This is a genomic window from Citrobacter gillenii (assembly GCF_013337685.1).
Lineage (GTDB): Bacteria > Pseudomonadota > Gammaproteobacteria > Enterobacterales > Enterobacteriaceae > Citrobacter > Citrobacter gillenii.
The window spans coordinates 258,398-283,370 of sequence record NZ_SUQN01000007.1; the positions used below are offsets into that span (position 1 = coordinate 258,398).

General features: G+C 49.1%; 25 protein-coding genes. 13 read left to right on the forward strand and 12 right to left on the reverse strand.

The features are described 5' to 3' along the window. Positions 1 to 23: 23 nt before the first annotated feature. Positions 24 to 497 carry a tRNA (uridine(34)/cytosine(34)/5-carboxymethylaminomethyluridine(34)-2'-O)-methyltransferase TrmL gene (trmL, locus tag FCH32_RS17960; protein ID WP_003827329.1) on the forward strand — a complete coding sequence of 158 codons (474 nt, stop codon included), beginning with the start codon at positions 24 to 26 and terminating at the stop codon, positions 495 to 497. A gap of 144 nt (positions 498 to 641) precedes the next feature. On the opposite strand, the gene cysE is transcribed toward trmL, so the two are convergent. From cysE to FCH32_RS17985, 5 genes are all read right to left on the reverse strand, one after another. Further along, positions 642 to 1,463, reverse strand: coding sequence for a serine O-acetyltransferase (cysE, locus tag FCH32_RS17965; RefSeq protein ID WP_096759099.1), 822 nt, complete (start codon positions 1,461 to 1,463; stop codon positions 642 to 644). Between the two features lie 80 nt (positions 1,464 to 1,543). Then, positions 1,544 to 2,563: an NAD(P)H-dependent glycerol-3-phosphate dehydrogenase gene (gene gpsA, locus FCH32_RS17970; protein WP_117342542.1), complete on the reverse strand. Its 1,020-nt coding sequence runs from the start codon at positions 2,561 to 2,563 to the stop codon at positions 1,544 to 1,546. Continuing rightward, the gene (gene secB, locus FCH32_RS17975) at positions 2,563 to 3,030 is read right to left on the reverse strand and encodes a protein-export chaperone SecB (protein WP_096759097.1); all 468 of its coding nucleotides are present in this window, start codon (positions 3,028 to 3,030) and stop codon (positions 2,563 to 2,565) included. Before secB ends, gpsA begins: the two co-directional genes overlap by 1 nt. Before the next feature lie 47 nt (positions 3,031 to 3,077). Beyond that, positions 3,078 to 3,329 carry a glutaredoxin 3 gene (grxC, locus tag FCH32_RS17980; protein WP_003024152.1) on the reverse strand — a complete coding sequence of 84 codons (252 nt, stop codon included), beginning with the start codon at positions 3,327 to 3,329 and terminating at the stop codon, positions 3,078 to 3,080. A gap of 28 nt (positions 3,330 to 3,357) precedes the next feature. Next, on the reverse strand, positions 3,358 to 3,789 hold the full coding sequence (locus FCH32_RS17985) for a rhodanese-like domain-containing protein (RefSeq protein WP_096759096.1): 432 nt from the start codon (positions 3,787 to 3,789) through the stop codon (positions 3,358 to 3,360). Positions 3,790 to 4,037: 248 nt separating this feature from the next. Here FCH32_RS17985 and gpmM point away from each other — a divergent pair, with 248 nt between their 5' ends. The 3 genes from gpmM to FCH32_RS18000 are packed head-to-tail and all read left to right on the forward strand — an operon-like array spanning position 4,038 to position 7,811. After that, on the forward strand, positions 4,038 to 5,582 hold the full coding sequence (gene gpmM, locus FCH32_RS17990; protein WP_096759095.1) for a 2,3-bisphosphoglycerate-independent phosphoglycerate mutase: 1,545 nt from the start codon (positions 4,038 to 4,040) through the stop codon (positions 5,580 to 5,582). 33 nt (positions 5,583 to 5,615) lie between these two features. Continuing rightward, positions 5,616 to 6,875, forward strand: coding sequence for a murein hydrolase activator EnvC (envC, locus tag FCH32_RS17995; RefSeq protein ID WP_232058724.1), 1,260 nt, complete (start codon positions 5,616 to 5,618; stop codon positions 6,873 to 6,875). A 3-nt stretch (positions 6,876 to 6,878) separates the two neighbouring features. Next, positions 6,879 to 7,811, forward strand: a complete 933-nt coding sequence (locus FCH32_RS18000) for a divergent polysaccharide deacetylase family protein (protein ID WP_146718158.1) — start codon at positions 6,879 to 6,881, stop codon at positions 7,809 to 7,811. Here FCH32_RS18000 and FCH32_RS18005 read toward each other — a convergent pair whose 3' ends face one another. The 3 genes from FCH32_RS18005 to kbl all read right to left on the reverse strand — a co-directional run bounded on the left by FCH32_RS18005 (position 7,812) and on the right by kbl (position 11,273). Continuing rightward, a complete protein-coding gene (locus tag FCH32_RS18005) occupies positions 7,812 to 8,849 on the reverse strand; it encodes a glycosyltransferase (RefSeq protein WP_135911224.1) in 1,038 nt (345 codons plus the stop codon). 192 nt (positions 8,850 to 9,041) lie between these two features. After that, on the reverse strand, positions 9,042 to 10,067 hold the full coding sequence (tdh, locus tag FCH32_RS18010) for an L-threonine 3-dehydrogenase (RefSeq protein ID WP_153880297.1): 1,026 nt from the start codon (positions 10,065 to 10,067) through the stop codon (positions 9,042 to 9,044). A 9-nt stretch (positions 10,068 to 10,076) separates the two neighbouring features. Then, entirely contained in the window at positions 10,077 to 11,273 is a 1,197-nt protein-coding gene (gene kbl / locus FCH32_RS18015; RefSeq protein ID WP_117342546.1) for a glycine C-acetyltransferase, read from the reverse strand. Between the two features lie 214 nt (positions 11,274 to 11,487). Between kbl and rfaD the strand changes: the two genes are divergently transcribed. The 7 genes from rfaD to FCH32_RS18050 are packed head-to-tail and all read left to right on the forward strand — an operon-like array spanning position 11,488 to position 18,749. Beyond that, complete coding sequence (gene rfaD, locus FCH32_RS18020; RefSeq protein ID WP_096759088.1) at positions 11,488 to 12,420, forward strand: ADP-glyceromanno-heptose 6-epimerase; 933 nt, start codon at positions 11,488 to 11,490, stop codon at positions 12,418 to 12,420. A 2-nt stretch (positions 12,421 to 12,422) separates the two neighbouring features. Next, a complete protein-coding gene (rfaF, locus tag FCH32_RS18025) occupies positions 12,423 to 13,469 on the forward strand; it encodes an ADP-heptose--LPS heptosyltransferase RfaF (RefSeq protein ID WP_135911222.1) in 1,047 nt (348 codons plus the stop codon). 3 nt (positions 13,470 to 13,472) lie between these two features. Continuing rightward, on the forward strand, positions 13,473 to 14,441 hold the full coding sequence (gene rfaC / locus FCH32_RS18030) for a lipopolysaccharide heptosyltransferase RfaC (RefSeq protein WP_135911221.1): 969 nt from the start codon (positions 13,473 to 13,475) through the stop codon (positions 14,439 to 14,441). A gap of 16 nt (positions 14,442 to 14,457) precedes the next feature. Then, positions 14,458 to 15,741, forward strand: a complete 1,284-nt coding sequence (locus FCH32_RS18035; RefSeq protein ID WP_174361294.1) for an O-antigen ligase family protein — start codon at positions 14,458 to 14,460, stop codon at positions 15,739 to 15,741. Next, entirely contained in the window at positions 15,734 to 16,747 is a 1,014-nt protein-coding gene (locus FCH32_RS18040; RefSeq protein ID WP_174361295.1) for a glycosyltransferase family 2 protein, read from the forward strand. Before FCH32_RS18035 ends, FCH32_RS18040 begins: the two co-directional genes overlap by 8 nt. Before the next feature lies 1 nt (position 16,748). Next, complete coding sequence (rfaQ, locus tag FCH32_RS18045) at positions 16,749 to 17,804, forward strand: lipopolysaccharide core heptosyltransferase RfaQ (protein ID WP_174361296.1); 1,056 nt, start codon at positions 16,749 to 16,751, stop codon at positions 17,802 to 17,804. Next, the gene (locus FCH32_RS18050) at positions 17,805 to 18,749 is read left to right on the forward strand and encodes a glycosyltransferase family 8 protein (protein ID WP_135911219.1); all 945 of its coding nucleotides are present in this window, start codon (positions 17,805 to 17,807) and stop codon (positions 18,747 to 18,749) included. A 26-nt stretch (positions 18,750 to 18,775) separates the two neighbouring features. Here FCH32_RS18050 and FCH32_RS18055 read toward each other — a convergent pair whose 3' ends face one another. Genes FCH32_RS18055 through FCH32_RS18070 form a run of 4 tightly spaced genes read right to left on the reverse strand, consistent with a single transcriptional unit; the run spans position 18,776 to position 22,796 of the window. Beyond that, positions 18,776 to 19,786, reverse strand: a complete 1,011-nt coding sequence (locus FCH32_RS18055; RefSeq protein WP_174361297.1) for a glycosyltransferase family 8 protein — start codon at positions 19,784 to 19,786, stop codon at positions 18,776 to 18,778. A 45-nt stretch (positions 19,787 to 19,831) separates the two neighbouring features. Beyond that, entirely contained in the window at positions 19,832 to 20,851 is a 1,020-nt protein-coding gene (locus FCH32_RS18060) for a glycosyltransferase family 8 protein (RefSeq protein ID WP_174361298.1), read from the reverse strand. A 30-nt stretch (positions 20,852 to 20,881) separates the two neighbouring features. Further along, positions 20,882 to 21,679 carry a lipopolysaccharide core heptose(I) kinase RfaP gene (gene rfaP, locus FCH32_RS18065; RefSeq protein WP_115257168.1) on the reverse strand — a complete coding sequence of 266 codons (798 nt, stop codon included), beginning with the start codon at positions 21,677 to 21,679 and terminating at the stop codon, positions 20,882 to 20,884. Beyond that, complete coding sequence (locus FCH32_RS18070) at positions 21,672 to 22,796, reverse strand: glycosyltransferase family 4 protein (RefSeq protein WP_174361299.1); 1,125 nt, start codon at positions 22,794 to 22,796, stop codon at positions 21,672 to 21,674. The genes rfaP and FCH32_RS18070 overlap by 8 nt, the downstream gene beginning before the upstream one ends. A gap of 410 nt (positions 22,797 to 23,206) precedes the next feature. Between FCH32_RS18070 and waaA the strand changes: the two genes are divergently transcribed. Further along, entirely contained in the window at positions 23,207 to 24,484 is a 1,278-nt protein-coding gene (waaA, locus tag FCH32_RS18075; RefSeq protein WP_115257166.1) for a lipid IV(A) 3-deoxy-D-manno-octulosonic acid transferase, read from the forward strand. 8 nt (positions 24,485 to 24,492) lie between these two features. Then, positions 24,493 to 24,972, forward strand: coding sequence for a pantetheine-phosphate adenylyltransferase (gene coaD / locus FCH32_RS18080; protein ID WP_096759078.1), 480 nt, complete (start codon positions 24,493 to 24,495; stop codon positions 24,970 to 24,972). The last annotated feature ends 1 nt before the right edge of the window (position 24,973 follow it).

Below are 24,973 nucleotides of genomic sequence, written 5' to 3' on the forward strand. Positions count from 1 at the left end.
CCCCCCGTTATTAAGGGGGCAGTATGCTTAACATCGTTTTATTCGAACCAGAAATCCCGCCAAATACCGGCAATATCATCCGCCTTTGCGCCAATACCGGCTTTCGTCTGCATATTATTGAGCCCATGGGCTTTACCTGGGACGACAAGCGCCTGCGTCGCGCGGGGCTGGATTATCACGAATTTACCGCCGTACTGCGCCACCCTGATTACGCCGCCTTTGTGGCTGCAGAAAATCCGCAACGTCTTTTTGCGCTGACCACCAAAGGGACGCCGGCCCATAGCGCGGTAAGCTATCAGGATGGTGATTATCTGATGTTTGGCCCGGAAACGCGCGGCCTGCCCGCCAGCATTCTCGACGCGCTGCCTGCAGAACAAAAAATTCGTATTCCGATGATGCCGGACAGCCGCAGCATGAACCTGTCTAACGCGGTGTCGGTGGTGGTGTATGAGGCCTGGCGCCAGCTGGGGTATCCGGGCGCCGTATTACGCAGTTGATTTTGTCGGATGGCAGCTGAAGCCATATCCGACCTACGGGGTTTGTAGGCCCGGTAAGCACAGCGCCACCGGGCTCGAAATACGCAGTACGTGAGGATGACGAGCACAGCCCAGGTTCAATATGGCAAGTAAGATAGCTCGAAATCAGATGCCATCGCCGCATTCGAACGTATGATGTATCCCGTTGAAATGCTGATCCATATCCATGGACGGCTTATCGCTGTCAGGTTTACCGACAATCCGTGCCGGAACGCCTGCGGCGGTGGTATGTGGCGGTACGGGCTGTAAGACGACAGAACCCGCGCCAATTTTCGCCCCGCGCCCAACCTCGATGTTGCCGAGAATTTTTGCGCCCGCGCCAATCATCACGCCTTCACGAATTTTTGGGTGACGATCGCCGCCCGCTTTACCGGTCCCGCCTAAGGTGACGGATTGCAGGATCGAGACGTCGTTTTCGATCACCGCGGTTTCACCCACCACAATTCCGGTGGCATGATCGAGCATGATCCCACGACCAATTTTTGCCGCCGGATGAATGTCGACCTGGAAAGTCACGGACACCTGATTTTGCAAGAAGATCGCCAGTGCCTGACGCCCCTGATGCCACAGCCAGTGGCCGATGCGGTAAGCCTGCAGCGCATGGAAGCCCTTCAGGTACAAAAGCGGGGTGGAATATTTGTCGACAGCCGGGTCACGCGTGCGCACTGCCTGGATATCGCAGGCCGCCGAGGCAATCATTTCCGGATCGGCGGCGTAGGCTTCTTCCACCACTTCACGAATAGCAATCGCCGGCATGATTGGCGACGCAAGCTTATTCGCCAGCATATAGCTTAGCGCGCTGCCGAGATTCTCATGCTTGAGCAGCGTTGCGTGGTAAAAACTGGCCAGCATTGGCTCACAATCAGCCAGTGCCCGGGCTTCTGCTTTAATATTTTTCCAGACGATATCCAGTTCTTCACACGGCATTGCGTACTCCACAGAAGGTAGCAAAACGACCAACCCGTTCTACGCGGGTCGGGTCGTTATAGTAAAACGGTTCCTTACGGCTAGTGGCTGCTCCGCTCGTCCTTGCGTGCACGACCTAATAACGTCAATGCTGCCTCGCGCGCATTTTTTCCGCAATACAATACTTGATAAATTTCCTCGGTTATTGGCATTTCGACACCAAAACGGTGCGCCAATTCACGAACTTCTTTCGTATTGCGATAGCCTTCAACCACTTGGCCAATCTTGTCCTGCGCGCCCTGAACATCCATGCCCTGACCGAGCATCATGCCAAAACGGCGGTTACGCGACTGGTTGTCGGTACACGTCAGCACCAGATCGCCCAGACCCGCCATGCCCATGAAGGTCGCCGGATCGGCACCCAGCGCCGCGCCAAGGCGTGACATTTCGGTCAACCCGCGGGTGATCAATGCCGTACGGGCATTAGCACCAAAGCCGATGCCGTCAGACATCCCTGCGCCAATGGCAATCACGTTTTTCACTGCACCGCCGAGCTGTACACCAATGAAGTCCGGGTTACTGTAAACGCGGAAACTTTTGCCGCAGTGCAGCAGTTGCTGGAGATCGTCAGCAAACGTCTCATCCGTTGACGCCAGCGAAATCGCCGTAGGCATGCCTGCAGCCAGTTCTTTGGCAAACGTAGGACCGGAAATCACCGCCAGCGGAATGGCATCCCCCAACGCTTCACGCGCGACATCCTGTAACAGGCGTCCCGTTTCCGCTTCCAGACCTTTTGTCGCCCAAACCAGGCGCGCATCAGAGCGCATCAACGGTTTGATCTGACGCAGCACTTCGCCAAAGACATGGCTCGGCACCACCACCAGAATATTACGGCTGGCGGCCAGCGCAGTGGCTAAATCACTTTCCAGGCGCAGCGTATCGGGAAAAGGCACATCAGGAAGGAACGCAACGTTGCAGCGATCGTGCTCGAGCGTTGCGATATGTTTGGGATCGTGGCCCCACAGGATAACCGGGTGGCCGTTTCTTGCCAGGGTAATGGCAAGAGCGGTGCCGTACGAGCCGGCACCAATCACAGTCATTGAAGCATTACTTTGATTCATCAGGCATCCTGATGTTCTTCAGTACCTTCGCCAGTCTGCTGCTGTAAATAGTTCATGAACAGCGCATCAAAGTTGACCGGTGCAAGGTTCAGCTGCGGGAACGTACCGCGTGATACCAGGCTGGTGATGCATTCACGGGCATACGGGAACAGGATGTTCGGGCAGTATGCACCCAGGCAATGCGCCATCTGAGTCCCTTCAATTCCGCTGATGGAGAAAATCCCGCCCTGCTGAACTTCGCACAGGAACGCCGTTTCTTCACCCAGAGAAGCCGTTACGGTGACACGCAGCACAACTTCATACACGTCATCTGCCAGTTGGGTAGATGCAGTATCAAGATCAAGTTTAACCTCTGGCTGCCAATCTTTCTGGAAAACATGCGGTGCATTTGGCGCTTCGAAAGACACATCCTTGGTATAAATACGTTGGATCTGGAAAGCCATTTCAGTGTTATTTTGTTCTGACATGTTTAGAAAACCCTTTAGTGTTGTCCTTTAAATACTATCCGTACGCCTTAACGCAGCAGGGGATCCAGTCCACCACGCGCATCCAATGCATACAAGTCGTCACAACCACCAATGTGCTGTGCATCAATAAAAATCTGCGGAACCGTCGTACGACCACTGCGTTTGATCATCTCTTCGCGCTTCACGGCGTCGCCGTCAATCGGAAGTTCCTGGAAACTCACGCCCTTGCTGTTCAATAGCGCTTTTGCGCGATGGCAAAATGGGCAGGTTGCTTTGGTGTAGATCTCGATGTTGGCCATGACTTATCTCCGATATTAACTTACGGTGTTACTTGCCACGTACCAGCGGGAGGTTTTCACCACTCCAGCCTGCTACGCCGTCTTTCAGCACGGACACCTGCTCAAAACCCGCTTTAATCAGCGCAGTTGCAGATTCCTGGCACTGCATGCCAGAACCGTCAACCACAATAACCGGTTTGGCTTTGTGTTTTTCAAGCTCGCCGAAGTTGTTGGCTTTAATTTCGCTCGGCAACAGGTTAGTTGAACCGGCGATATGGCCTTTGCGGAAGTCATCACGCTGACGTAAATCCACAATAACCGCATCTTCTTTATTGAGAAGACGAGTGGCTTCGCCGCGGGTAATCACCTTCACTTTCGAGGTCAGGCTTTTGATGGTCGTAAATAATACAGCCGCCAGTAACGCAATCCAGGCGATACTCAAGACAGGGTGGCGACTAACAAATTGCATAATTTCTTGCATGGGGGGTAACAACTCCCGACTCAGTGATTAAAAAAACCAGGGAAAGAGTATACCTGCGCGTTGGCGCAAATACAGCCAGAGCGTGCATTGGATTGCATTTTTGCGGGGCGCTACGGAAAAAAAAACGTAAATCCGAGTCCTCCCTGACGTGCTATACCCCATTATTTGATCTTCGGGGGCTACTTTATCGATTCAGCTGTAGTAAAATTACGCAATTATTTTTATCTATTAAGTGTGAGGTTGTCGCAATGTCGGTTTCTAAAAAACCTATGGTACTGGTGATTCTGGATGGCTACGGCTATCGCGAAGACAGCCAGGATAACGCCATTTTTAATGCTAAAACCCCGGTTATGGATGCTCTGTGGGCCAAACGTCCACATACCCTGATTGACGCATCTGGTCTGGAAGTCGGCCTGCCTGACCGCCAGATGGGTAACTCCGAAGTGGGTCACGTCAACCTGGGCGCGGGCCGTATCGTGTATCAGGATCTGACCCGTCTGGATGTTGAAATTAAAGAACGGACTTTCTTCACTAACCCGGTACTGACCGATGCGGTCGACCAGGCGAAAAATAGCGGCAAAGCAGTACACATCATGGGTCTGCTGTCTGCGGGCGGCGTACACAGCCACGAAGATCACATCCTGGCGATGGTTGAGCTGGCGGCAGAACGCGGCGCAGAAAAAATCTATCTGCACGCCTTCCTCGATGGCCGTGACACACCACCGCGCAGCGCTGAAAAGTCGCTGCAAAAATTCGAAGAAAAATTTGCCGCGCTGGGCAAAGGTCGCGTTGCGTCCATTATTGGTCGTTACTACGCCATGGACCGCGACAACCGTTGGGATCGCGTTGAAAAAGCGTATGACCTGATGACGCTGGCCCAGGGTGAATTCCAGGCTGACACCGCAGTAGCAGGTCTGCAGGCCGCTTATGCTCGTGATGAAAACGACGAATTCGTAAAAGCGACCGTGATCCGCGCAGAAGGCCAGGCCGATGCCGCAATGGAAGACGGCGATACGCTGATTTTCATGAACTTCCGTGCTGACCGTGCGCGTGAAATCACCCGCGCGTTTGTGAACGCTGACTTCGATGGCTTCGCGCGTAAGAAAGTGGTTAACCTCAACTTTGTACAGTTGACCGAATACGCGGCCGACATCAAAACAGCGGTAGCTTACCCACCAACGTCTCTGGCGAATACCCTCGGCGAGTGGATGGCGAAGCACGACAAAACCCAGCTGCGTATTTCCGAAACTGAAAAATATGCACACGTGACCTTCTTCTTCAACGGTGGCGTAGAAGAGCCGTTCAAAGGCGAAGACCGTATCCTGATCAACTCGCCGAAAGTAGCCACCTACGATCTGCAGCCAGAAATGAGCTCCGCAGAGCTGACCGAGAAGCTGGTTGCCGCGATTGAGAGCGGGAAATACGACACCATCATCTGTAACTACCCGAACGGCGACATGGTCGGTCATACCGGGGTAATGGATGCTGCGGTTAAAGCGGTTGAAGCGCTGGATCACTGCGTTGAGCAAGTGGCCAAAGCGGTTGAGTCCGTTGGCGGCCAATTGCTGATCACCGCAGACCACGGTAACGCTGAGCAAATGCGCGATCCGTCTACCGGTCAGGCACATACTGCACATACCAACCTGCCGGTTCCGCTGATTTATGTCGGTGGTAAAAACGTCAAAGCTGTCGATGGCGGTAAACTTTCCGATATCGCCCCGACCATGCTGACGCTGATGGGCATGGAAATCCCGCAAGAGATGACTGGTAAGCCGCTGTTCATCGTGGAATAATCCCTCCCCATGAGGGGAAAGGCGATTAATACCATCACATGGGCCGCAAAACCGCGTAGGTTTTCAGTCAGGCCCTTGTTATACGCCAGCGTGATTAGCGCTGGCGTATTGTTGTGCGCCTTTTCCGCCCACGCGGACGAACGCGACCAGCTCAAATCTATTCAGGCCGATATCGCGGCAAAAGAACGCGCGGTGCGCCAGCAACAACAGCAACGTTCCACCCTCCTCGCCCAGCTTAAAGCCCAGGAACAGGCCATCGCCGTTGCGGCACGACAGCTGCGCGAAACGCAAAATTCACTGGCGCAACTGAATGCGCAAATTGCCGAAATGAACGCCGCCCTCGCGAAGCTGGAAAAGCAGCGAGCAGCACAGGAACGCAGCCTGGCCGCCCAACTGGACGCCGCGTTTCGTCAGGGTGAGCACACCGGCATTCAGTTAATCCTCAGTGGCGAAGAGAGTCAGCGCGGGCAGCGCCTGCAGGCCTATTTTGGCTATCTGAACCAGGCGCGGCAGGAAACCATCGCCCAGTTGAAGCAAACCCGCGAAGAGGTCGATTCGCAGAAAGCCGAGCTGGAAGATAAACAGAGTGAGCAGCAAACGCTGCTGTACGAGCAGCGCGCTCAACAGGCCAAGCTGGAACAGGCGCGTAACGAGCGCCAAAAAACGCTCGCTGGGCTGGAGTCCTCCATTCAGCAGGGTCAGCAGCAGCTCAGCGAACTGCGCGCCAACGAATCCCGCCTACGCAGCAGCCTTGCACGGGCCGAGGCCGCCGCCAAAGCGCGCGCTGAACGTGAAGCCCGCGAAGCACAGGCGGTGCGCGATAAGCAAAAGGATGCATCGCGCAAAGGGTCGACCTACAAGCCGACCGAAAACGAAAAATCCTTGATGTCCCGTACCGGGGGGTTAGGTTCACCGCGCGGTCAGGCATTCTGGCCCGTCCGTGGCCCAACGCTGCATCGCTATGGCGAACAGCTGCAAGGTGAGCTACGTTGGAAAGGGATGGTCATTGGCGCATCTGAAGGCACCGAAGTGAAAGCCATTGCCGACGGTCGCGTTATTCTGGCCGACTGGCTTCAGGGTTATGGTCTGGTGGTCGTGGTTGAGCACGGTAAAGGCGATATGAGCCTGTACGGCTATAACCAAAGCGCGCTGGTCAGCGTAGGTACGCAGGTGCGTGCCGGACAGCCGATTGCCCTGGTGGGTAGCAGCGGCGGTCAGGGCAGACCCGCACTCTATTTCGAAATTCGTCGCCAGGGTCAGGCGGTCAATCCACAGCCGTGGTTGGGAAGATAAGTTTTGCCTCAGTTTCGCCGCATAATATTCTCACTCGCCAGCCTGCTGGCATTCGCTCCCTCTGTTTTTGCCGGTAAGCTTGCCATCGTGATCGACGATTTCGGTTATCGTCCGCACAACGAGAATCAGGTGCTAGCGATGCCTTCTGCGATCTCCGTTGCCGTTCTGCCCAATGCACCACATGCACGGGAGATGGCGACCAAAGCGCATAACAGCGGACATGAAGTCTTAATCCATCTGCCGATGGCGCCTCTCAGCAAACAGCCGCTTGAGAAAGATACCCTGCGCCCGGAGATGAGCAGCGACGAGATTGAGCGGATTATTCGCGATGCGGTAAGCAAAGTGCCGTATGCCGTCGGGCTTAACAACCATATGGGCAGCGCGATGACCTCCAGCCTGTTTGGCATGCAGAAAGTGATGCAGGCACTGGAACGGTACGATCTTTATTTCCTGGACAGTATGACCATCGGTAACAGCCAGTCCATGCGTGCGGCAGGAGGAACGGGCGTGAAAGTGATTAAACGCAAAGTCTTCCTCGACGACACGCAAAACGAAGCGGACATTCGCCGCCAGTTTAACCGCGCGGTCGAACTGGCGCGCCGCAACGGTTCCGCTATCGCGATTGGGCACCCTCATCCTTCGACGGTACGCGTATTGCAGCAAATGGTTTATAACCTGCCCGCTGACATTACGCTGGTTCGCCCAAGCAGCCTGCTCAATGAACCACAGGTAGATACCTCTACGCCAAATCTGACGCCACCGAAAAACAGCACGCCTGATGCGCCGCGTAATCCTTTCCGCGGGGTGAAACTGTGCAAACCGAAGCAACCGTTAGAACCCGTTTACGCTAGCCGATTCTTTAGCGTGCTCGGTGAGAGCATCACCCAAAGCACGCTGGTACAATATATGCGCCTGCAGTGGCAGGGCTGGTCGTAATCAGTCTTTCAGACCCAGCGTGACATGGGCCAGACGGCGTGGCGTCAGTGATTTATCGCGCCACTTGCTAAACCGGATGGCCCATAACAGCACCTGATAACCCAGCTTAACGCTGCAAATATTGCTCACCATTCGCTTGAACATACCCGATACAAACACCTCGGCAATCATGCGCTGGCGAATCTTTTCGTCTGGCTCTTTGCGGATGCAATGGCATACGCGTAGCGCTTCGTAAATCACCTGCTGTTTGAATTCAGGGTAAATCGGAATACGCCCGGCGTAATCATGATTCATCTTATCCAGCAGGCGGGTAATTTTGATGTAGTGGCGCTGATAGGCCAGGTTCTTCTCTCCGGTACGCGGCAGGCGACTGACGGACGCGCCGTGCAGGAAATATTTATACAGCGGAACCTCCGTGTAACGCGCGCGTTTGGCGTTAAACATAAACTCCGTCGTCCAAATAATATCCTGGTGGTGCAGACCGGAAAGAAAGGTTAGCCCAGCGTCGCGGATGGTTTGATGACGGTAAACCCCCATCCAGACCACATGCCGCCAGCGACGACTGGCAAGTGCTTTGCGCAGCCAGTCCGGCCCGGTCATGACGCCGGTAGAACGAATACGATCGGTGGGAATAGATGCCCAGGTATGACCCGTTTCCGCAATACACCAGTCGGCGTTACACTGGGCAACGTCCAGATTGTCCTGCAGCGCCATATTCATCAGCGTTTCATACATTTCCGGATAGGCAATGTCGTCACCATCGACGTAAGCGATATACTCGCCCTTTGCTACCGCCATACCGGTATTTCGCGCTGCCGAGACGCCCCCGTTGCGCTGGTGCAGCAAATGGACGTGTGGATAACGATCCGCATAGGCCTGAGCAAGCTCTGCCGAGTTATCCGTAGAGCCATCATTTACGATGATGATCTCCAGATTTTTCCAGGTTTGCGCGATCAGGGAATCCATACACGCAATGAACGGTTCACCCGTATTGTAAAGCGGCATAATGACGCTCAATAGGCCGGGAGTATAGGTCATATAAAATCCTGCCAAACAATGTAATTAACGGCAATTTTTAGCATATTACGCGGCAGAAGATCAGAGAAAGTTATTCTTATCTTTGACCTAAAATGCGCCGGACAAGCGGGATCGCGCCAGAAAAAAATCCCCGGGTATTTAATGAACATAAATATCCGGGGACAGCACACAGAACCCATTAATCAGAAACGGTTAATCCCAGCTCAGGATCACTTTCCCTGACTGACCTGAACGCATCGCGTCAAAGCCCTGCTGGAACTCATCGATGGAGAACCGATGGGTGATGATTGGCGACAAATCCAGACCAGACTGGATAAGTGCAGCCATTTTGTACCAAGTTTCAAACATTTCGCGACCGTAAATACCTTTAATAAACAGCCCTTTAAAGATAACCTTCGTCCAGTCGACGGACATGTCTGACGGCGGAATACCCAGCATGGCGATGCGACCGCCGTGGTTCATGGTGTCCAGCATGGCGCGGAACGCTGGCGGCGCACCGGACATCTCCAGACCCACATCAAACCCTTCGGTCATACCCAGCTCGGCCATGACATCAGTCAGGTTCTCTTTCGCTACGTTTACCGCGCGAGTAATACCCATTTTGCGCGCCAGCTCAAGGCGATACTCATTCACATCCGTAATGACAACGTGGCGTGCACCAACGTGCTTCGCGACGGCTGCCGCCATAATCCCGATAGGACCTGCACCGGAAACCAGCACATCTTCTCCGACCAGATCGAACGACAGTGCCGTGTGAACCGCATTGCCGAACGGATCGAAAATTGAGGCTAAATCATCGGAGATGTTATCCGGGATCTTGAACGCGTTAAACGCCGGGATCACCAGATACTCAGCAAAACAACCTGGACGGTTTACACCGACACCGGTCGTATTGCGGCACAGGTGAGTACGCCCACCACGGCAGTTACGGCAATGTCCGCAAGTAATGTGGCCTTCACCCGACACGCGATCGCCGATTTTAAAACCTTTCACTTCCTGGCCGATGCCGACTACTTCGCCGACATACTCATGCCCAACAACCATTGGAACCGGGATGGTTTTTTGCGACCATTCATCCCAGTTATAAATGTGAACGTCAGTCCCGCAGATGGCTGTTTTACGGATTTTAATCAGCAAATCGTTATGACCGACTTCCGGTTCAGGAACGTCGGTCATCCAAATGCCTTCTTCCGCTTTCAGTTTGGATAACGCTTTCATTTCACATCCTCAGGCAATAACGCCCAGTTGTTTACCAATGCGTGTGAACGCGTCAACAGCACGCGTAATCTGCTCAGGGGTATGCGCCGCAGACATCTGGGTACGGATACGCGCCTGGCCTTTCGGAACCACCGGATAGAAGAAGCCGGTAACGTAAATACCTTCTTTTTGCAGTTCACGGGAGAACTGTTGTGCAACGACTGCATCACCCAACATCACCGGAATAATCGCGTGATCGGCACCGGCTAACGTAAAGCCAGCGGCGGACATTTGCTCACGGAATTGACGGGCGTTTGCCCACAGGCGATCGCGCAGGTCATGGCCGGACTCAACCATTTCCAGCACCTTAATGGACGCCGCCACAATCGCCGGAGCCAGTGAGTTGGAGAACAGGTACGGACGGGAACGCTGACGTAGCCACTCCACGACTTCTTTACGCGCTGCGGTATAACCACCGGACGCGCCGCCCAGTGCTTTACCCAGCGTACCGGTAATGATGTCGACACGCCCCATCACTTCGCAGTATTCATGGGAACCGCGGCCGTTTTCGCCGACAAAACCCACCGCGTGGGAATCATCAACCATCACCAGTGCATCGTACTTATCCGCCAGGTCGCAGACGCCTTTCAGGTTGGCAATCACGCCGTCCATCGAGAACACGCCGTCGGTAGCAATCAGCACGTGACGCGCCCCAGATTCACGCGCTTCTTTCAGGCGCGCTTCCAGTTCCTGCATATCATTATTGGCGTAACGGAAACGCTTCGCTTTACACAGACGAACGCCGTCGATGATAGAGGCGTGGTTCAGGGCATCGGAGATAATCGCATCTTCTGCGCCCAGCAGCGTTTCGAACAGGCCGCCGTTGGCATCAAAGCAGGAAGAATAAAGAATGGCATCTTCCATACCGAGGAACGCCGCCAGTTTTTGCTCCAGCTGCTTGTGGCTGTCCTGGGTGCCGCAGATAAAGCGCACCGAAGCCATGCCAAACCCGTGAGAATCCATACCCGCTTTTGCCGCTGCAATCAGTTCCGGGTGGTTAGCCAGTCCCAGATAGTTGTTCGCACAAAAGTTAATCACGTGGCTTCCATCAGCTACCGTGATATCCGCCTGCTGCGCAGACGTAATAATGCGTTCTTCTTTAAACAGCCCTTCCGCACGTGCGGTTTCCAGGTCGTTCGTTAACTGCTTGTAAAAATTCCCACGCATTGCAATTCTCCAGACTGGGCAAATTTCAGCACATATTACCCAAAGCTATACATTGATACGAGATGACGCGTCATCACTTCTTCAAAATGAAGCATAAATCACGTGTACCCGCACGGCTTATCGGTGAATGGCTGAAGCCAGGGCCATGTAGTGATATGATAGAAGTATTCGTGTCTGAGATTGTCTCTGACTCCATAATTCGAAGGTTACATTTATGATCATCGTTACCGGCGGCGCGGGCTTTATCGGCAGCAACATCGTTAAGTCACTGAATGATAAAGGCATCACTGATATCCTGGTGGTGGACAACCTGAAAGACGGCACCAAGTTTGTTAACCTGGTGGATCTGAATATTGCTGACTACATGGATAAGGAAGACTTCCTGATCCAGATTATGGCCGGTGAAGAATTCGGCGATATCGAAGCAATTTTCCACGAAGGCGCATGCTCTTCCACCACCGAGTGGGATGGCAAGTATATGATGGACAATAACTATCAATACTCCAAAGAGCTGCTGCACTACTGCCTGGAACGCGAAATTCCGTTCCTGTACGCCTCTTCTGCAGCCACTTACGGCGGACGTACTTCTGACTTCATCGAATCCCGTGAATATGAGAAACCGCTGAACGTTTACGGCTACTCAAAGTTCCTGTTCGACGAGTATGTTCGTCAGATCCTGCCAGAAGCGGATTCGCAGATTGTCGGCTTCCGCTATTTCAACGTCTACGGACCGCGTGAAGGCCACAAAGGCAGCATGGCAAGCGTGGCTTTCCATCTCAATACCCAACTCAACAATGGCGAAACGCCAAAACTGTTTGAAGGCAGCGAAAACTTCAAACGTGATTTCGTCTATGTCGGCGATGTTGCCGCAGTTAACCTGTGGTTCCTGGAAAACGGTGTATCCGGTATCTTTAACCTCGGTACCGGTCGCGCGGAATCATTCCAGGCCGTGGCGGATGCTACGCTGGCTTACCATAAAAAAGGCAGCATTGAGTACATTCCGTTCCCGGAAAAACTGAAAGGCCGCTACCAGGCGTTTACTCAGGCGGACCTGACTAACCTGCGCGCAGCAGGCTACGACAAGCCGTTTAAGACCGTGGCCGAAGGCGTAACGGAATATATGGCCTGGCTGAACCGCGACGCGTAAGTATGAAAATTTTGGTGATAGGCCCGTCCTGGGTTGGCGACATGATGATGTCGCAAAGTCTCTATCGCACGCTCAAGGCGCGCTATCCCCAGGCGATAATCGACGTGATGGCACCAGCATGGTGTCGTCCGCTGCTGTCGCGCATGCCTGAAGTCAACGACGCGATTGCCATGCCGCTAGGACACGGTGCGCTGGAGATCGGTGAACGGCGTAAACTCGGCCACAGTCTGCGTGAAAAACGCTACGATCGTGCCTTCGTGCTGCCGAACTCATTTAAGTCAGCACTGGTGCCGTTCTTTGCGGGCATTCCCCATCGTACCGGATGGCGCGGTGAGATGCGCTACGGGCTGCTCAATGATGCACGCGTGCTGGATAAAGAAGCCTGGCCGCTGATGGTCGAGCGCTATGTAGCGCTGGCCTACGATAAAGGCGTAATGCTTTCAGCGAAAGATTTACCGCAGCCGCTGTTATGGCCGCAGCTGCAAGTCAGCGAAGGTGAAAAATCACTGACCTGTAGCCAGTTCTCTCTCTCTGCTGAACGCCCGATCATCGGTTTTTGTCCTGGGGCAGAATTTGGCCCGGCCAAACGCTGGCCGCATTATCACTATGCGGAACTGGCAAAGCAGCTGATCGACGAAGGTCATCAGATCGTACTGTTTGGCTCAGCCAAAGATCATGAAGCCGGTAATGAAATTCTGGCGACACTCAACACCGAACAGCAGGCATGGTGCCGTAATCTGGCGGGTGAAACGCAGCTCGAGCAGGCCGTTATTCTTCTCGCCGCCTGTAAAGCGGTAGTCACCAATGACTCAGGATTAATGCACGTAGCCGCCGCGCTGAACCGTCCGCTGGTCGCCCTGTACGGCCCCAGCAGCCCAGACTTTACTCCGCCTCTTTCCCATAAAGCACGGGTGATCCGCCTGATAACGGGTTATCACAAAGTGCGTAAGGGCGATGCGGCGCAAGGGTATCATCAGAGCCTGATTGACATCACTCCTCAGCGCGTTCTGGAAGAACTGAACGACCTGTTGTTACAAGAGGAAGCCTGACGGATGCGGGTTCTGATTGTTAAAACATCGTCGATGGGCGATGTACTGCATACATTGCCTGCGCTAACCGATGCGCAGCGGGCAATTCCAGGTATTCAGTTTGACTGGGTGGTTGAAGAAGGGTTCGCGCAAATCCCATCCTGGCATTCAGCCGTTGACCGGGTGATCCCCGTGGCGATTCGCCGCTGGCGTAAAGCCTGGTTTTCAGCACCGATTAAAGCCGAGCGTAAAGCGTTTCGCGATGCGGTGCGTTTACAGCAGTATGACGCGATAATCGATGCCCAAGGTTTGGTTAAAAGTGCCGCTCTGGTTACGCGTCTGGGGCGCGGCATCAAGCATGGCATGGACTGGAGCACGGCTCGCGAGCCACTGGCAAGCCTGTTTTATAACTGTAAGCATCATATTGCCAGGCAGCAGCATGCCGTTGAACGTACACGGGAACTGTTTGCGAAAAGTCTGGGGTATACCAAACCACAGTCGCAGGGCGATTATGCTATCGCGCAGCATTTCTTGAACGATCTTAATGCTGATGCAGGCCAATATGCGGTATTTTTACACGCGACAACCCGTGATGATAAACATTGGCCGGAAGCCAACTGGCGGGAGCTGATTGGCCAGTTACATAACGCCGGAATACGCATTAAGCTGCCCTGGGGTGCCCCTCATGAAGAAGCGCGCGCCAAAAGGCTGGCTGATGGTTTTAACTACGTCGATGTCCTGCCGCGGATGAGTCTGGAAGAGATCGCAAGTGTGTTGGCGGGGGCAAAGTTTGTCGTGTCGGTGGATACAGGGCTCAGCCATTTAACCGCAGCGCTGGATCGCCCGAACATTACCCTGTATGGCCCAACAGACCCAGGGCTGATTGGTGGGTATGGGAAGAATCAATACGCACAGCAGAGTCAATCCGGTAATTTACAGGATCTCGATGCCAGCAGCATCAACGCATCATTGCTTGATATTAATTTGCTTTAACTTTAAGAGATGAACCATGCTTTGCCAAAACATGTTTTCTCGCTTTATCGATAATACAAAAAACAACCCATTTAATTTTCTATATCAGCTATTTTACACGGGGATCCTTGTCACCCTTGCGATGGTGCTGGTCAATCCCGATGAGGCACTGAAGGTATTTATTGCCTGTGCGGCCCTGTCTCTGCCGTTGATTGGCAAAAATATAAAGTATGTGCTCGGCAACAAAAAAAATCTGATCTTGCCTTTTATGCTGTTGCTTTTTGGCTTAGTGCAAATTATCTGGGTGGACATCTTTAAGCAACCCGGATCTGCCTTTACCGGCGCCTACCGTTCGTATCAGAACGGGGGTAAAGTCATGATCTTTGCCGCACTGGTTCTCACCGCATTAACCTCGCGAGCACCCTGCGAAACCAAAACCCGTGTCACCAGCATCTGGGTTATTGTTACGGCAATTGGCCTGTATCTTTTTGCAGGCTACCAGCTAGCCGGTGCCCCTAATCCTTTGGTTTATCGTGTTGCTCTCGGTTTTGAGCACCAGACTGGTACCGCTTATGCGCTGACATTGATTGGCTTATTGGCATCTCAGGCCATTATCAACCTGCGTATAAAACATACCGTTTCACTGTATCTGTTACATTTCTTAATATCGCTGGCGGTTATTATTACCACGCAAACTCGGGCGGCTATTTTGGTATACCCGATCCTGAGTATCGGCCTGTTTCTCATGCACCATCGTCACAACCGTATCATGTTGTTCAAAACATTATTGGGCTTCGTGATACTGGTAGGGGTAGCGTCAATTCCGCTTAAATCAATTATTGAAAATCGTTACCAGAACACGATGGTCGATTTGCATTCCTACAGCCAGAACAATAGTAATTCTTCTATTGGCGCGCGACTTGCAATGCAACGAGCAGGTATTGAAGCCGGGAAAGAGCATTACTGGGGACAGTCACTTGAGCAACGAGGTGCAGAAATACAACAACTTGCTTTGCAAGATACCTCGCTACAAGGCGCCGTTGCATTCCTTGACGTTCATCTGCATAACGAGATAATTGATACCTTTTCGCTTAAAGGCATCCCAGGGGTTGTTGTGCTACTCTTGCTCTATGCAGTCATGTTTTTAAGAGCTTACTGGCAACGTAGTTCTCTGTTGTTTGTCATCTCAGGTGCTATCGCTATCTATGGCTTAAGTGATTTATTATTATATGCCAAAGGTGAAGCTTTGAGCAGCGTACTGGCATTGTGTATAGCAGCAATGCTGACCTCGAATCCAACGAGAGAGCGATGCCATGATTAACGCTTCAGGTTATTTACTGAGCATTATTATACCGACATACAACAATGCGGAATTCATCGCAGAAACACTGGCATCGATACACCAGAGTATCACTGACGATGTGGAGGTAATCATTGTTAATGATGGCTCAACCGATCTGACCGAAGAACGCGTTAGTACATTTTATCGTGAAAAAAATTGCAAGAACATTAGATATATAAGCAAAAATAATCAAGGTGTTGCAATCGCCCGTAACGTTGGACTGGCCCATGCGACGGGAAAATATATTGGTTTTGTGGACAGCGATGATATTGTCTGCCGTGATTATTTTTCTATTCTCCTCCCTAAATTAAGAGACGAAAAATATGATATTATTGAATTTAACCTAACCCGTAATATAAAAAATCTGCATAAGAATACTTCTGATACGGAAAAGACTATCGTCCAGCACGAAGTGACTTTAGAAAATGACAACTATGCGCCACTATTCCCAATTTTTCGTGCCGGTCAGTGGCACTTAATGACGAAGATTTTTCATCGTGATGTGATCGGTGAAGATCGATTTGAAGAACATCGTCGCTATGAAGATATGATTTTCTGTCCTTTTCAATATTTTAAATGCCATAATATTTTAAAGATCGAAAATAATCTTTACTACTACCGGGTAAATGATAAAAGTATTACCGAGAATATTATTGATAGCGATGCGGATAGTATCTTCTTCGCCATGCGAAAAATGTATAACTATATCAACGAAAATAGTGCCAAACGCACTGTTGCTACGCTCATGATCATCAATTGTTTTCTCGAAGGACGCAAACTACTGCGTAAGAAAAAAGGCTATTATCGCTATAACGAAAGCATGCTAAATGATATTCACAACGCGCTGGCATGCTGCGACACGCGAATTGTTAAGAAAAAGATCATTTATAAAATGAAATATCCACACATTGATCGTTCCATTTCTGAAATACGTTTTAAAATTATAAATACCTGCAAGAATTTATTTTTTCGAAAGGGACTTTAACATGTTTGATAAAGTGGACAGAGTTCTTATCTGCAAGCTCAAATTTTACGGGGATGTACTGTTGATCACCCCCGTCATTGCCAGCATTCGAGCCCGCTATCCGCAGGCTAAAATCGATCTGCTTCTTTATAAAGATACCAAAGCAATCGTAGCCGCGAATAAAGATATCAATGATTTTTACCTCATCGAGAAAAAGAAAGGTTTGCTGGCGACTACGAAAAATTACCTATCAGTGCGTCAACAGCTAAAGAAAAATCACTATGATCTTATCGTCAACTTAACAGAGCAGTGGCCTATTGCAGCCCTTATAGCCTCCCTGCACCGTCCCTCTGTTGCGTTTGAACGTGACAAAAATCAATGGAATCGGCTTTTTACACACATAACGCCCTCCGTTGGAACACATGTCGTTGAGCAAAATTTATCCATATTGAAAGGGATTGGCTTTGGTGAAGCAGAGCTCAAGAAAGAGATGTCGTTGTGTTATCGTCCGGATGACTATCAACATTTAGTATCCCAGCTGCCTGCACTATCTTCGCAAAAATATGTTGTTATTCAGCCTACGGCAAGGCAAGAGTTTAAATGTTGGGATGATGATAAATTCGCACATGTCATAGACCATCTGCATCAACAAGGCCTGCATGTTTATCTTACCTGTGGGCCAGCATTAGGGGAGCAACAGCAGGTTCAACGCATCGCAGAACTGTGCCAGGTTTCTCCTGACCTGACACTGGCAGGCAAAACAACCTTCCTGCAATTGGCTGCGTTGATCGACCATGCAGTTCTTTACATCGGGGTCGATTCTGCGCCTATGCATATGGCGGCAGCGTTAGGAACACCACAGGTCTGCCTGTTTGGTGCTACCAATTATCAGCAATGGAGACCATGGTCAGATAAAGCAGTGTTGATTTGGGCTGGCGATTACCATCCAATGCCTTCCAGAGATGAACTCGACAGGTCAAAAAAATATTTAACATGGGTACCAGAACAAGCTGTGATTGACGCTATCGATATGGTACTTCATGATAGTGGCAATAATAAAGGCAATGAGAAAGCATAAATGGACAACAAAAATAACGTTATTAATATTGCTTACTGTACAGATGCCAACTATCTGGAATATGTAGCAGTGTCCATTATGTCCGTCATAATGAACAACCCAGGACAAGACCTGTCATTTTTCGTTTTTGTCTATGACGTCACTGATGAAGAGATTGATAAGCTACGCTCCACCAGTGATAAAATTCAGGTTATCAATATTGATAAAGAAGAGATTGAAAAATATAACAATGACTTTGCAATCAAACACCTGAACCGTTCAACTTATATGCGCCTTGCCGTTCCGCGCTTACTGAAAGATAAAGTTGAGCACTTTATCTATTTAGATGCCGACACTCTGTGTTTTGATAAACTCAATGATATTAACAGTATTGATATCAGTAACGTCATTTGCGCAGCCAGCCACGACTCGCTCGATATCCATGATACAAAAAATGCCAAACGCCTAGGTCTCAGTACAGGTCATTACTTCAATGCCGGTTTTTTGTATATTAATATCGCGAATTGGATTAAATTCGACATCGAAAACAAAGCAAATACTGTACTATTTGAACAGGGAAAAAATCTACCTTACTTTGATCAAGATGCTCTAAATATTGCAATGGATGGCAACGTCAAATTTATTGATAATCGATGGAATTTTTTGTTTAACTGGTTTAACGATCAACAGAAAGATAGCTTCTTCTATCAAAAAGATAACCTGCCACGCATTATCCATTTCACCGGTGGAAGAAAGCCATGGTATAAAGAACACACAGGGCTTTCACAGCAGCTGTATCTTTTCTACCATCATTTCACACCATGGCAGAACACAGAAATGCGCTCTTATGCCCCGCGAATGAGGCCTACTGATTATCGGGTTTACTCGCGTCAGGAAGCCAAAAGGGGAAATTACTGCGCTTCTATCAAATGGTATATGAAATATCTCAAGACAAAACTGCGCTAAATAAAAACTCCCTTTCGGGAGTTTTTTTACTTACTTTGTAACTTTGCACGTAAATAGCCGATATAGCTAATTACTGAAGCGAAATATTTTCCTTGTAGCCTTTCATGCCGTGATTTCTTTTTATACTGTTTTGGCGTTCTGGCTGGTAACAAAGGAACATCAGTCCATGGTGAAGACTTCCACGCTTCAATAAAATACTGTGCTGAAGGATAGTTAGCCCATGAATTCCATGGTTTAGTCACACCTATATAATGGATCAGAATGGTTTCAGGTGTAATATACTCTTTATACTTTGAAAGATCTTTGCTCTTAAGTTCTTGTTTAATACCATATATTGCATCATAAATTCGTGGTAAGAAAATAGTTTTCCCCAAAAACATGATATTTAAAACATCCTGATCAAGAAACGCAAATTTCTTAGTTTTATCTAAAAGAGTAGAAAATGCTTTAGAGAAAAATTGTTGCTCCTTCCATTCCTTTAAATTGGCAAAAACAACCCCAGCATTAAAATATTGCTCATTAAACTCTGGAACATTAAGACGAGTAGCTGCATATGAGCGACTATCATCAACATCCTGGATAACTGCAGCTACATGATGCCCAAATTTGATATTCGTTAAATCAATCAACGAACCCTTACATACCACATCGGCATCAATATAGAGTAGACTATCGATTTTTTCGCTAAGATATTCGAATGCAATGAATCTAAAATAAGTCGCATGAGACCAGGCATTTCCGCATGGCAAGACCTTTAGTCCTTCAGCATTCATTACATAGACCGTTATATTACTAGAAAATTGTTTTGCTAGTTTTTCAAGCCGTTGCCGATAATCTAAGTCAATATAATCAGTAAAAAGGTGAAAATGAATGCTGATATCTTGATTATGTAGTAAAACGGACGACATCGAAACTGCCGCTCCGAACATAAAATTCTGATCAACCCCCCATGCAATATTGAGCTGCGGGGTATGATCTGTTGGAGCACCACAGATCTCAATGGTATCCTTGATAGACTGATGACAATCAAAATTCATGTACTACACCTTTTTATGCTATCTGAAAATTATCTGCACAGCAAACTAGTGCGACCGTGCATTATGTAGTTTATTTTTTATATACATAACGTGGCTTAGCACAGAACGGATATATTTCCGCTGCACTTTTTCATGCCGCGATTTACGTTTATATAGCTTCGCCGTATTTGCATTCAATAAAGATTTTTCCGCCCATGCGGATTTCTGATATGCTTCAATAAAAAACTTAGCTACTGGATATTTAGCCCATATATGCCATGGCTTTGTTACTCCAACATAATGAATTAACACTGTATCATCAGTGATATAGTTTTTGTAAATTTCATCATTCTTATTTTTCAGTTCCTGATCAACACCATAAATACAGTTAAAGTCTCTTCTCAGGAAAATCACATTACCGACAAATAATATATTAAGAACATCTTGATCAAAATAAAGAAGCTCCCTTTGGCGCTCTTCTAAAATAGAAAAGGCTTTAGTTAGTAGTTGTTGCTCTCGCCAGACGGCCAGGTTGGCAAACACCACGCCAGAATTAAAATACCCATTACTCAACTCAGGAATGCCAAGTCTGGTACCGGATTTAATACGCACTTCATCAATATCATTGATTACAGCGGCATATTCCCCACAAAAATTAATTTCAGTAAGTTCTCGTAAAGAACCTTTGCAAACCACATCGGCATCAAGGTACAGCACTGAACTAAGTTCAGTGCTTAAATACTCAAATGCAAAGTAGCGATAATACATTGCATAGGTCCAGGCTTTAGTGCTCGGTAATTTTCGAAATGCAGTATTATCGAAAACCAAAACCGTCACCGTCGTACTGTACATCTGCGTCAGTCGTTTTACACTTTCCAGATAGTCATCATCGACATAGTCTGTTGCTATATAGAAGTGGATATCAATATCAGGGTTATTTACCAGCACTGAGGTCATCGAGATGCCAGAACCAAATAAAAAATTACGATCAACACCATACGCAATATTTAGTTTTTTGTTCTTTTCGTGCGTAGAACTGTCAATCAAATGCTTTTGAATAATTACTTGCTGAAAATCGATGTTCATAGTGCAATGGCCTCAAAATTAATATGTACTTTAGAGCGCTTTTCTTATTGTTCTCTGTCTGATTTTTTGCGCTTTCGTAACGGCTTGTTCAAACAACTTAACTTCCTGACGGAAAATTTCACGTAGCGGCATGGCAAAGTAAACACGTAAAAATCGATAGATATCTCTTGATGTCAGCCCGATTTCAAGTGATGAGAAATAGAGCCCAATCAAATCTTTATTGCGCCAACGGCGAGGTACATGTTGGCGTATTTGCGCACGATGCAGATCGATCACCGAGAGTTTAATATCCTCAATTTTTGAGGGCATAGGTTGTTGAAGCAAAAAGTGACAGATATAACAGTCTCGATGGTTCACCCCACCACGATGCATTTTACCCACCATTTCTGCCACGCGGGTGATAATGGTCCGTTTTAATACAAAATTAGGGCGTTCAACACTCCAACTAGCGCAAAAATCTTCGAGGCTGATAGCAGGAGAGAGATCTTCAGTGATAATAAATGACGTACGCTCTAATGGATTCAGTCCTTTCTGTCCAAACGCCACCCCGGTCATGGTATCAACATTCAACGCTTGCAAACGATGAATAGCTAACCACTCTCGATCGGCCCCCAGCACAGGCATACGTAACGAAATCAGGTTTTTCACCACTTCTTTGAGCGTGGTTCCATGATGATATTTAAGAAAATATCCTTTCCCCATCATCTCAAAACGTAGAGTACGTCGCGTTTCCAACGCACGAAAAACCTCACCATCCAGTTTAGCGACTTCTGTAAACGGATCTTTTCCCTGCCACTGCGTGGCAAAGGGTTCTTTTAATTCAATCATTCTCAATGCCTAAAATGATGTCTGCAGCCCTGTCAGCCAGACTATAGAGATCTTCTGTATCAGCAAAATGCCGTGCATTTCCGGCCCAGCGACTTCTTTGCTCATTGTTTTGCAACGCATCGAAAAGTGCTGAATTCAAGTTGTTCTGCACAAACGGTTCAGGAATAACCACGCCACATTGGGCAGCATTGATATAGTCAGCATACCCGCATACTTCCGTGGTTAACACCGGCAACCCTGCAACGACTGCCTCTAATAAGACAATCCCAGCAGCTTCCTGAACAGCAGGATGCAGTAACAAATCCGCAGCAGACATCAATTCGGAGATATCATCCCGCCCCGAGAAAAACTGTACTTGTTTTTCAATACCCAATTGGCGAGCCTGAGCACGGTAACGATCTGCTTTATCCTGACCGACGACCATCAACCGCGTACGCTGGCGTAGAGGTTCAGGCAAAGACGCCAGAGCCTGCAATGTACGCAGCACACCTTTACGCTTGAAATCTGAACCTACCTGCAGAAGGAAGAACTGATCGAGACCAATATCATTTTTTTCCCTGACAATCTGTCTACTGTTTTCAGGCTGCTGGCTGTACTTTCGGTCAGGGTAAATACCCGGTGGTAAAATACGAAAACGTGGATTCTCGGTATGATAATGACGTTTAAAATCGCCAATTTGTTTGTTGGTTAACATCAGTAATGTGGTATGAGAACCTTGCTGAAATACTGCCTTTTCAAATGAGGCATAATGGCGATAACGCCGCGTCAGCTTGTAAAAAAAACCTTTTTCACGGGCAACTTTTTCGGCATAACAGACATCGGCTGCATAATACACATCCAGCCCAGGCATTTTATTAAAACCAACAACACGATCAACAGGATGTTGGCTAAAATACTGTTGAACCCATTGATGATATTGCTCATTTTTCCCATGATTTGTTCTGGATGTAACTGGAACGAGTATAATTTCCAAGCCTTCAGGGCGCTCCCCCTGCCATTGTTGGGTAAAGACCTGAACATGATGCCCCCGTGCAGCAACCGTCTGCGCAACCCGCAGAAAATCACGCTGCAATCCACCATAAGGAAAATACTTGTACAAACAAAAAGCAATGATCATGCATTAATATCCGCATCGTGTCGCCAGGCATACCAAGCCAGATACATAAGGGGACTGTAATCCTTACTTGCGCTACCCAAAGATTACTCCACATGCTTCGGCCGCAAACTACCAGAAATTGCGCATAGTATATCATTGATTATCACTCAATCCGAACTGAATGTTTTTTGAACAAAAAATTAAATTTAATATAAAAAACAGATACATAATATAAATTCAATCTCATCGGAAAAGTCGTATCGCACGAGAAGTTAAGCCCTAATATTGGAAGCAGGTGTTTTTTGAAACGACCGCCAGGCATAACAATGCCTTGTCAACACAAGCGTTTTGGTACAACCTGGATAAAAATGATGGTAAAGCCACAGTTAAATACATAGAATCCCCAGCACATCCCTAGGTTAGCCACTATTATGCTCGAATTGCTTTACACCGCCCTTTTCTACCTTATTCAGCCCTTGATCTGGATACGGCTTTGGGTGCGCGGTCGTAAGGCTCCGGCCTACCGTAAACGCTGGGGTGAACGCTACGGGTTTTATCGTCGTCCGCTAAAGCCAGGCGGCATCATGCTGCATTCTGTGTCCGTGGGCGAAACACTGGCGGCGATCCCATTAGTCCGCGCCCTGCGACATCGTTACCCGGACCTGCCGATCACGGTTACCACCATGACACCAACCGGCTCAGAGCGCGTACAGTCTGCATTTGGTACTGACGTTCAACACGTCTATTTACCTTACGATTTACCCGATGCACTCAACCGTTTCCTGAACAAAGTTGACCCCAAACTGGTGTTAATCATGGAAACCGAGTTGTGGCCAAATCTGATCGCGGCACTCCACAAACGTCATATTCCTCTGGTCATTGCTAATGCCCGACTTTCCGCCCGCTCGGCCGCAGGCTACGCGAAACTGGGTAAATTTGTTGGCAGATTACTACGTCGTATTACGTTGATTGCCGCACAAAATGAAGAAGATGGTGCACGCTTTATTACGCTTGGTGCAAAGAGCAATCAGGTGACCGTCACCGGCAGTCTGAAATTTGATATTTCCGTCACCCCGCAGTTGGCCGCTAAAGCGATCACGTTACGTCGCCAGTGGGCACCACATCGCCCGGTATGGATTGCTACCAGCACACACGATGGTGAAGAAAGCATTATCGTCGCCGCGCATCAGGCATTATTAAATCAGTTCCCGAATCTGTTACTGATTCTGGTTCCACGACATCCGGAACGTTTTCCGGATGCCATTAACCTCGTACGCCAGGCTGGGCTAAGCTATACCACACGGTCCTCGGGAGAAGTCCCGTCCTCAGGTACTCAGGTGGTTATTGGCGATACGATGGGCGAACTGATGTTGCTGTACGGCATTGCCGATCTGGCGTTCGTCGGCGGCTCACTGGTTGAACGTGGGGGTCATAATCCATTAGAAGCTGCAGCGCATGCGATTCCCGTACTGATGGGACCACATACCTTTAATTTTAAAGATATTTGCGCCCGACTTGAGCAGGCAAGTGGATTGATCACCGTCACCGATACCACCACGTTGGTGAAAGAGATCTCGTCGTTGCTGACCGATGCAGATTATCGTAATTTCTATGGTCGTCATGCAGTTGAAGTTCTGTATCAAAACCAGGGCGCGCTACAGCGTCTGCTGCAGCTGCTGGAACCTTACCTGCCACCCAAAACGCACTGAGGGTTGTCATGCAAAAACGGGCAATTTATCCAGGAACCTTCGATCCCATTACTAACGGCCATATCGATATCGTGACGCGTGCAACAAGCATGTTCGATCACGTGATTCTGGCGATTGCCGCAAGTCCCAGTAAAAAACCGATGTTTACTCTGGAAGAGCGTGTTGAGCTGGCACAGCAGGCAACGGCGCATCTCGACAATGTCGAAGTACTGGGGTTTAGCGACTTAATGGCAAACTTCGCCCGCGATAAACAGGCAAATGTTCTGATTCGTGGGCTGCGTGCCGTGGCAGATTTTGAGTATGAAATGCAGTTGGCACACATGAATCGCCACCTGATGCCGCAACTGGAAAGCGTCTTTTTGATGCCTTCCAAAGAATGGTCATTTATCTCATCATCGCTGGTTAAAGAAGTCGCCCGCCATCAGGGGGACGTGACCCACTTTTTACCGGCGAACGTGCACCAGGCGTTAATGGCCAAGCTGAAGTAAA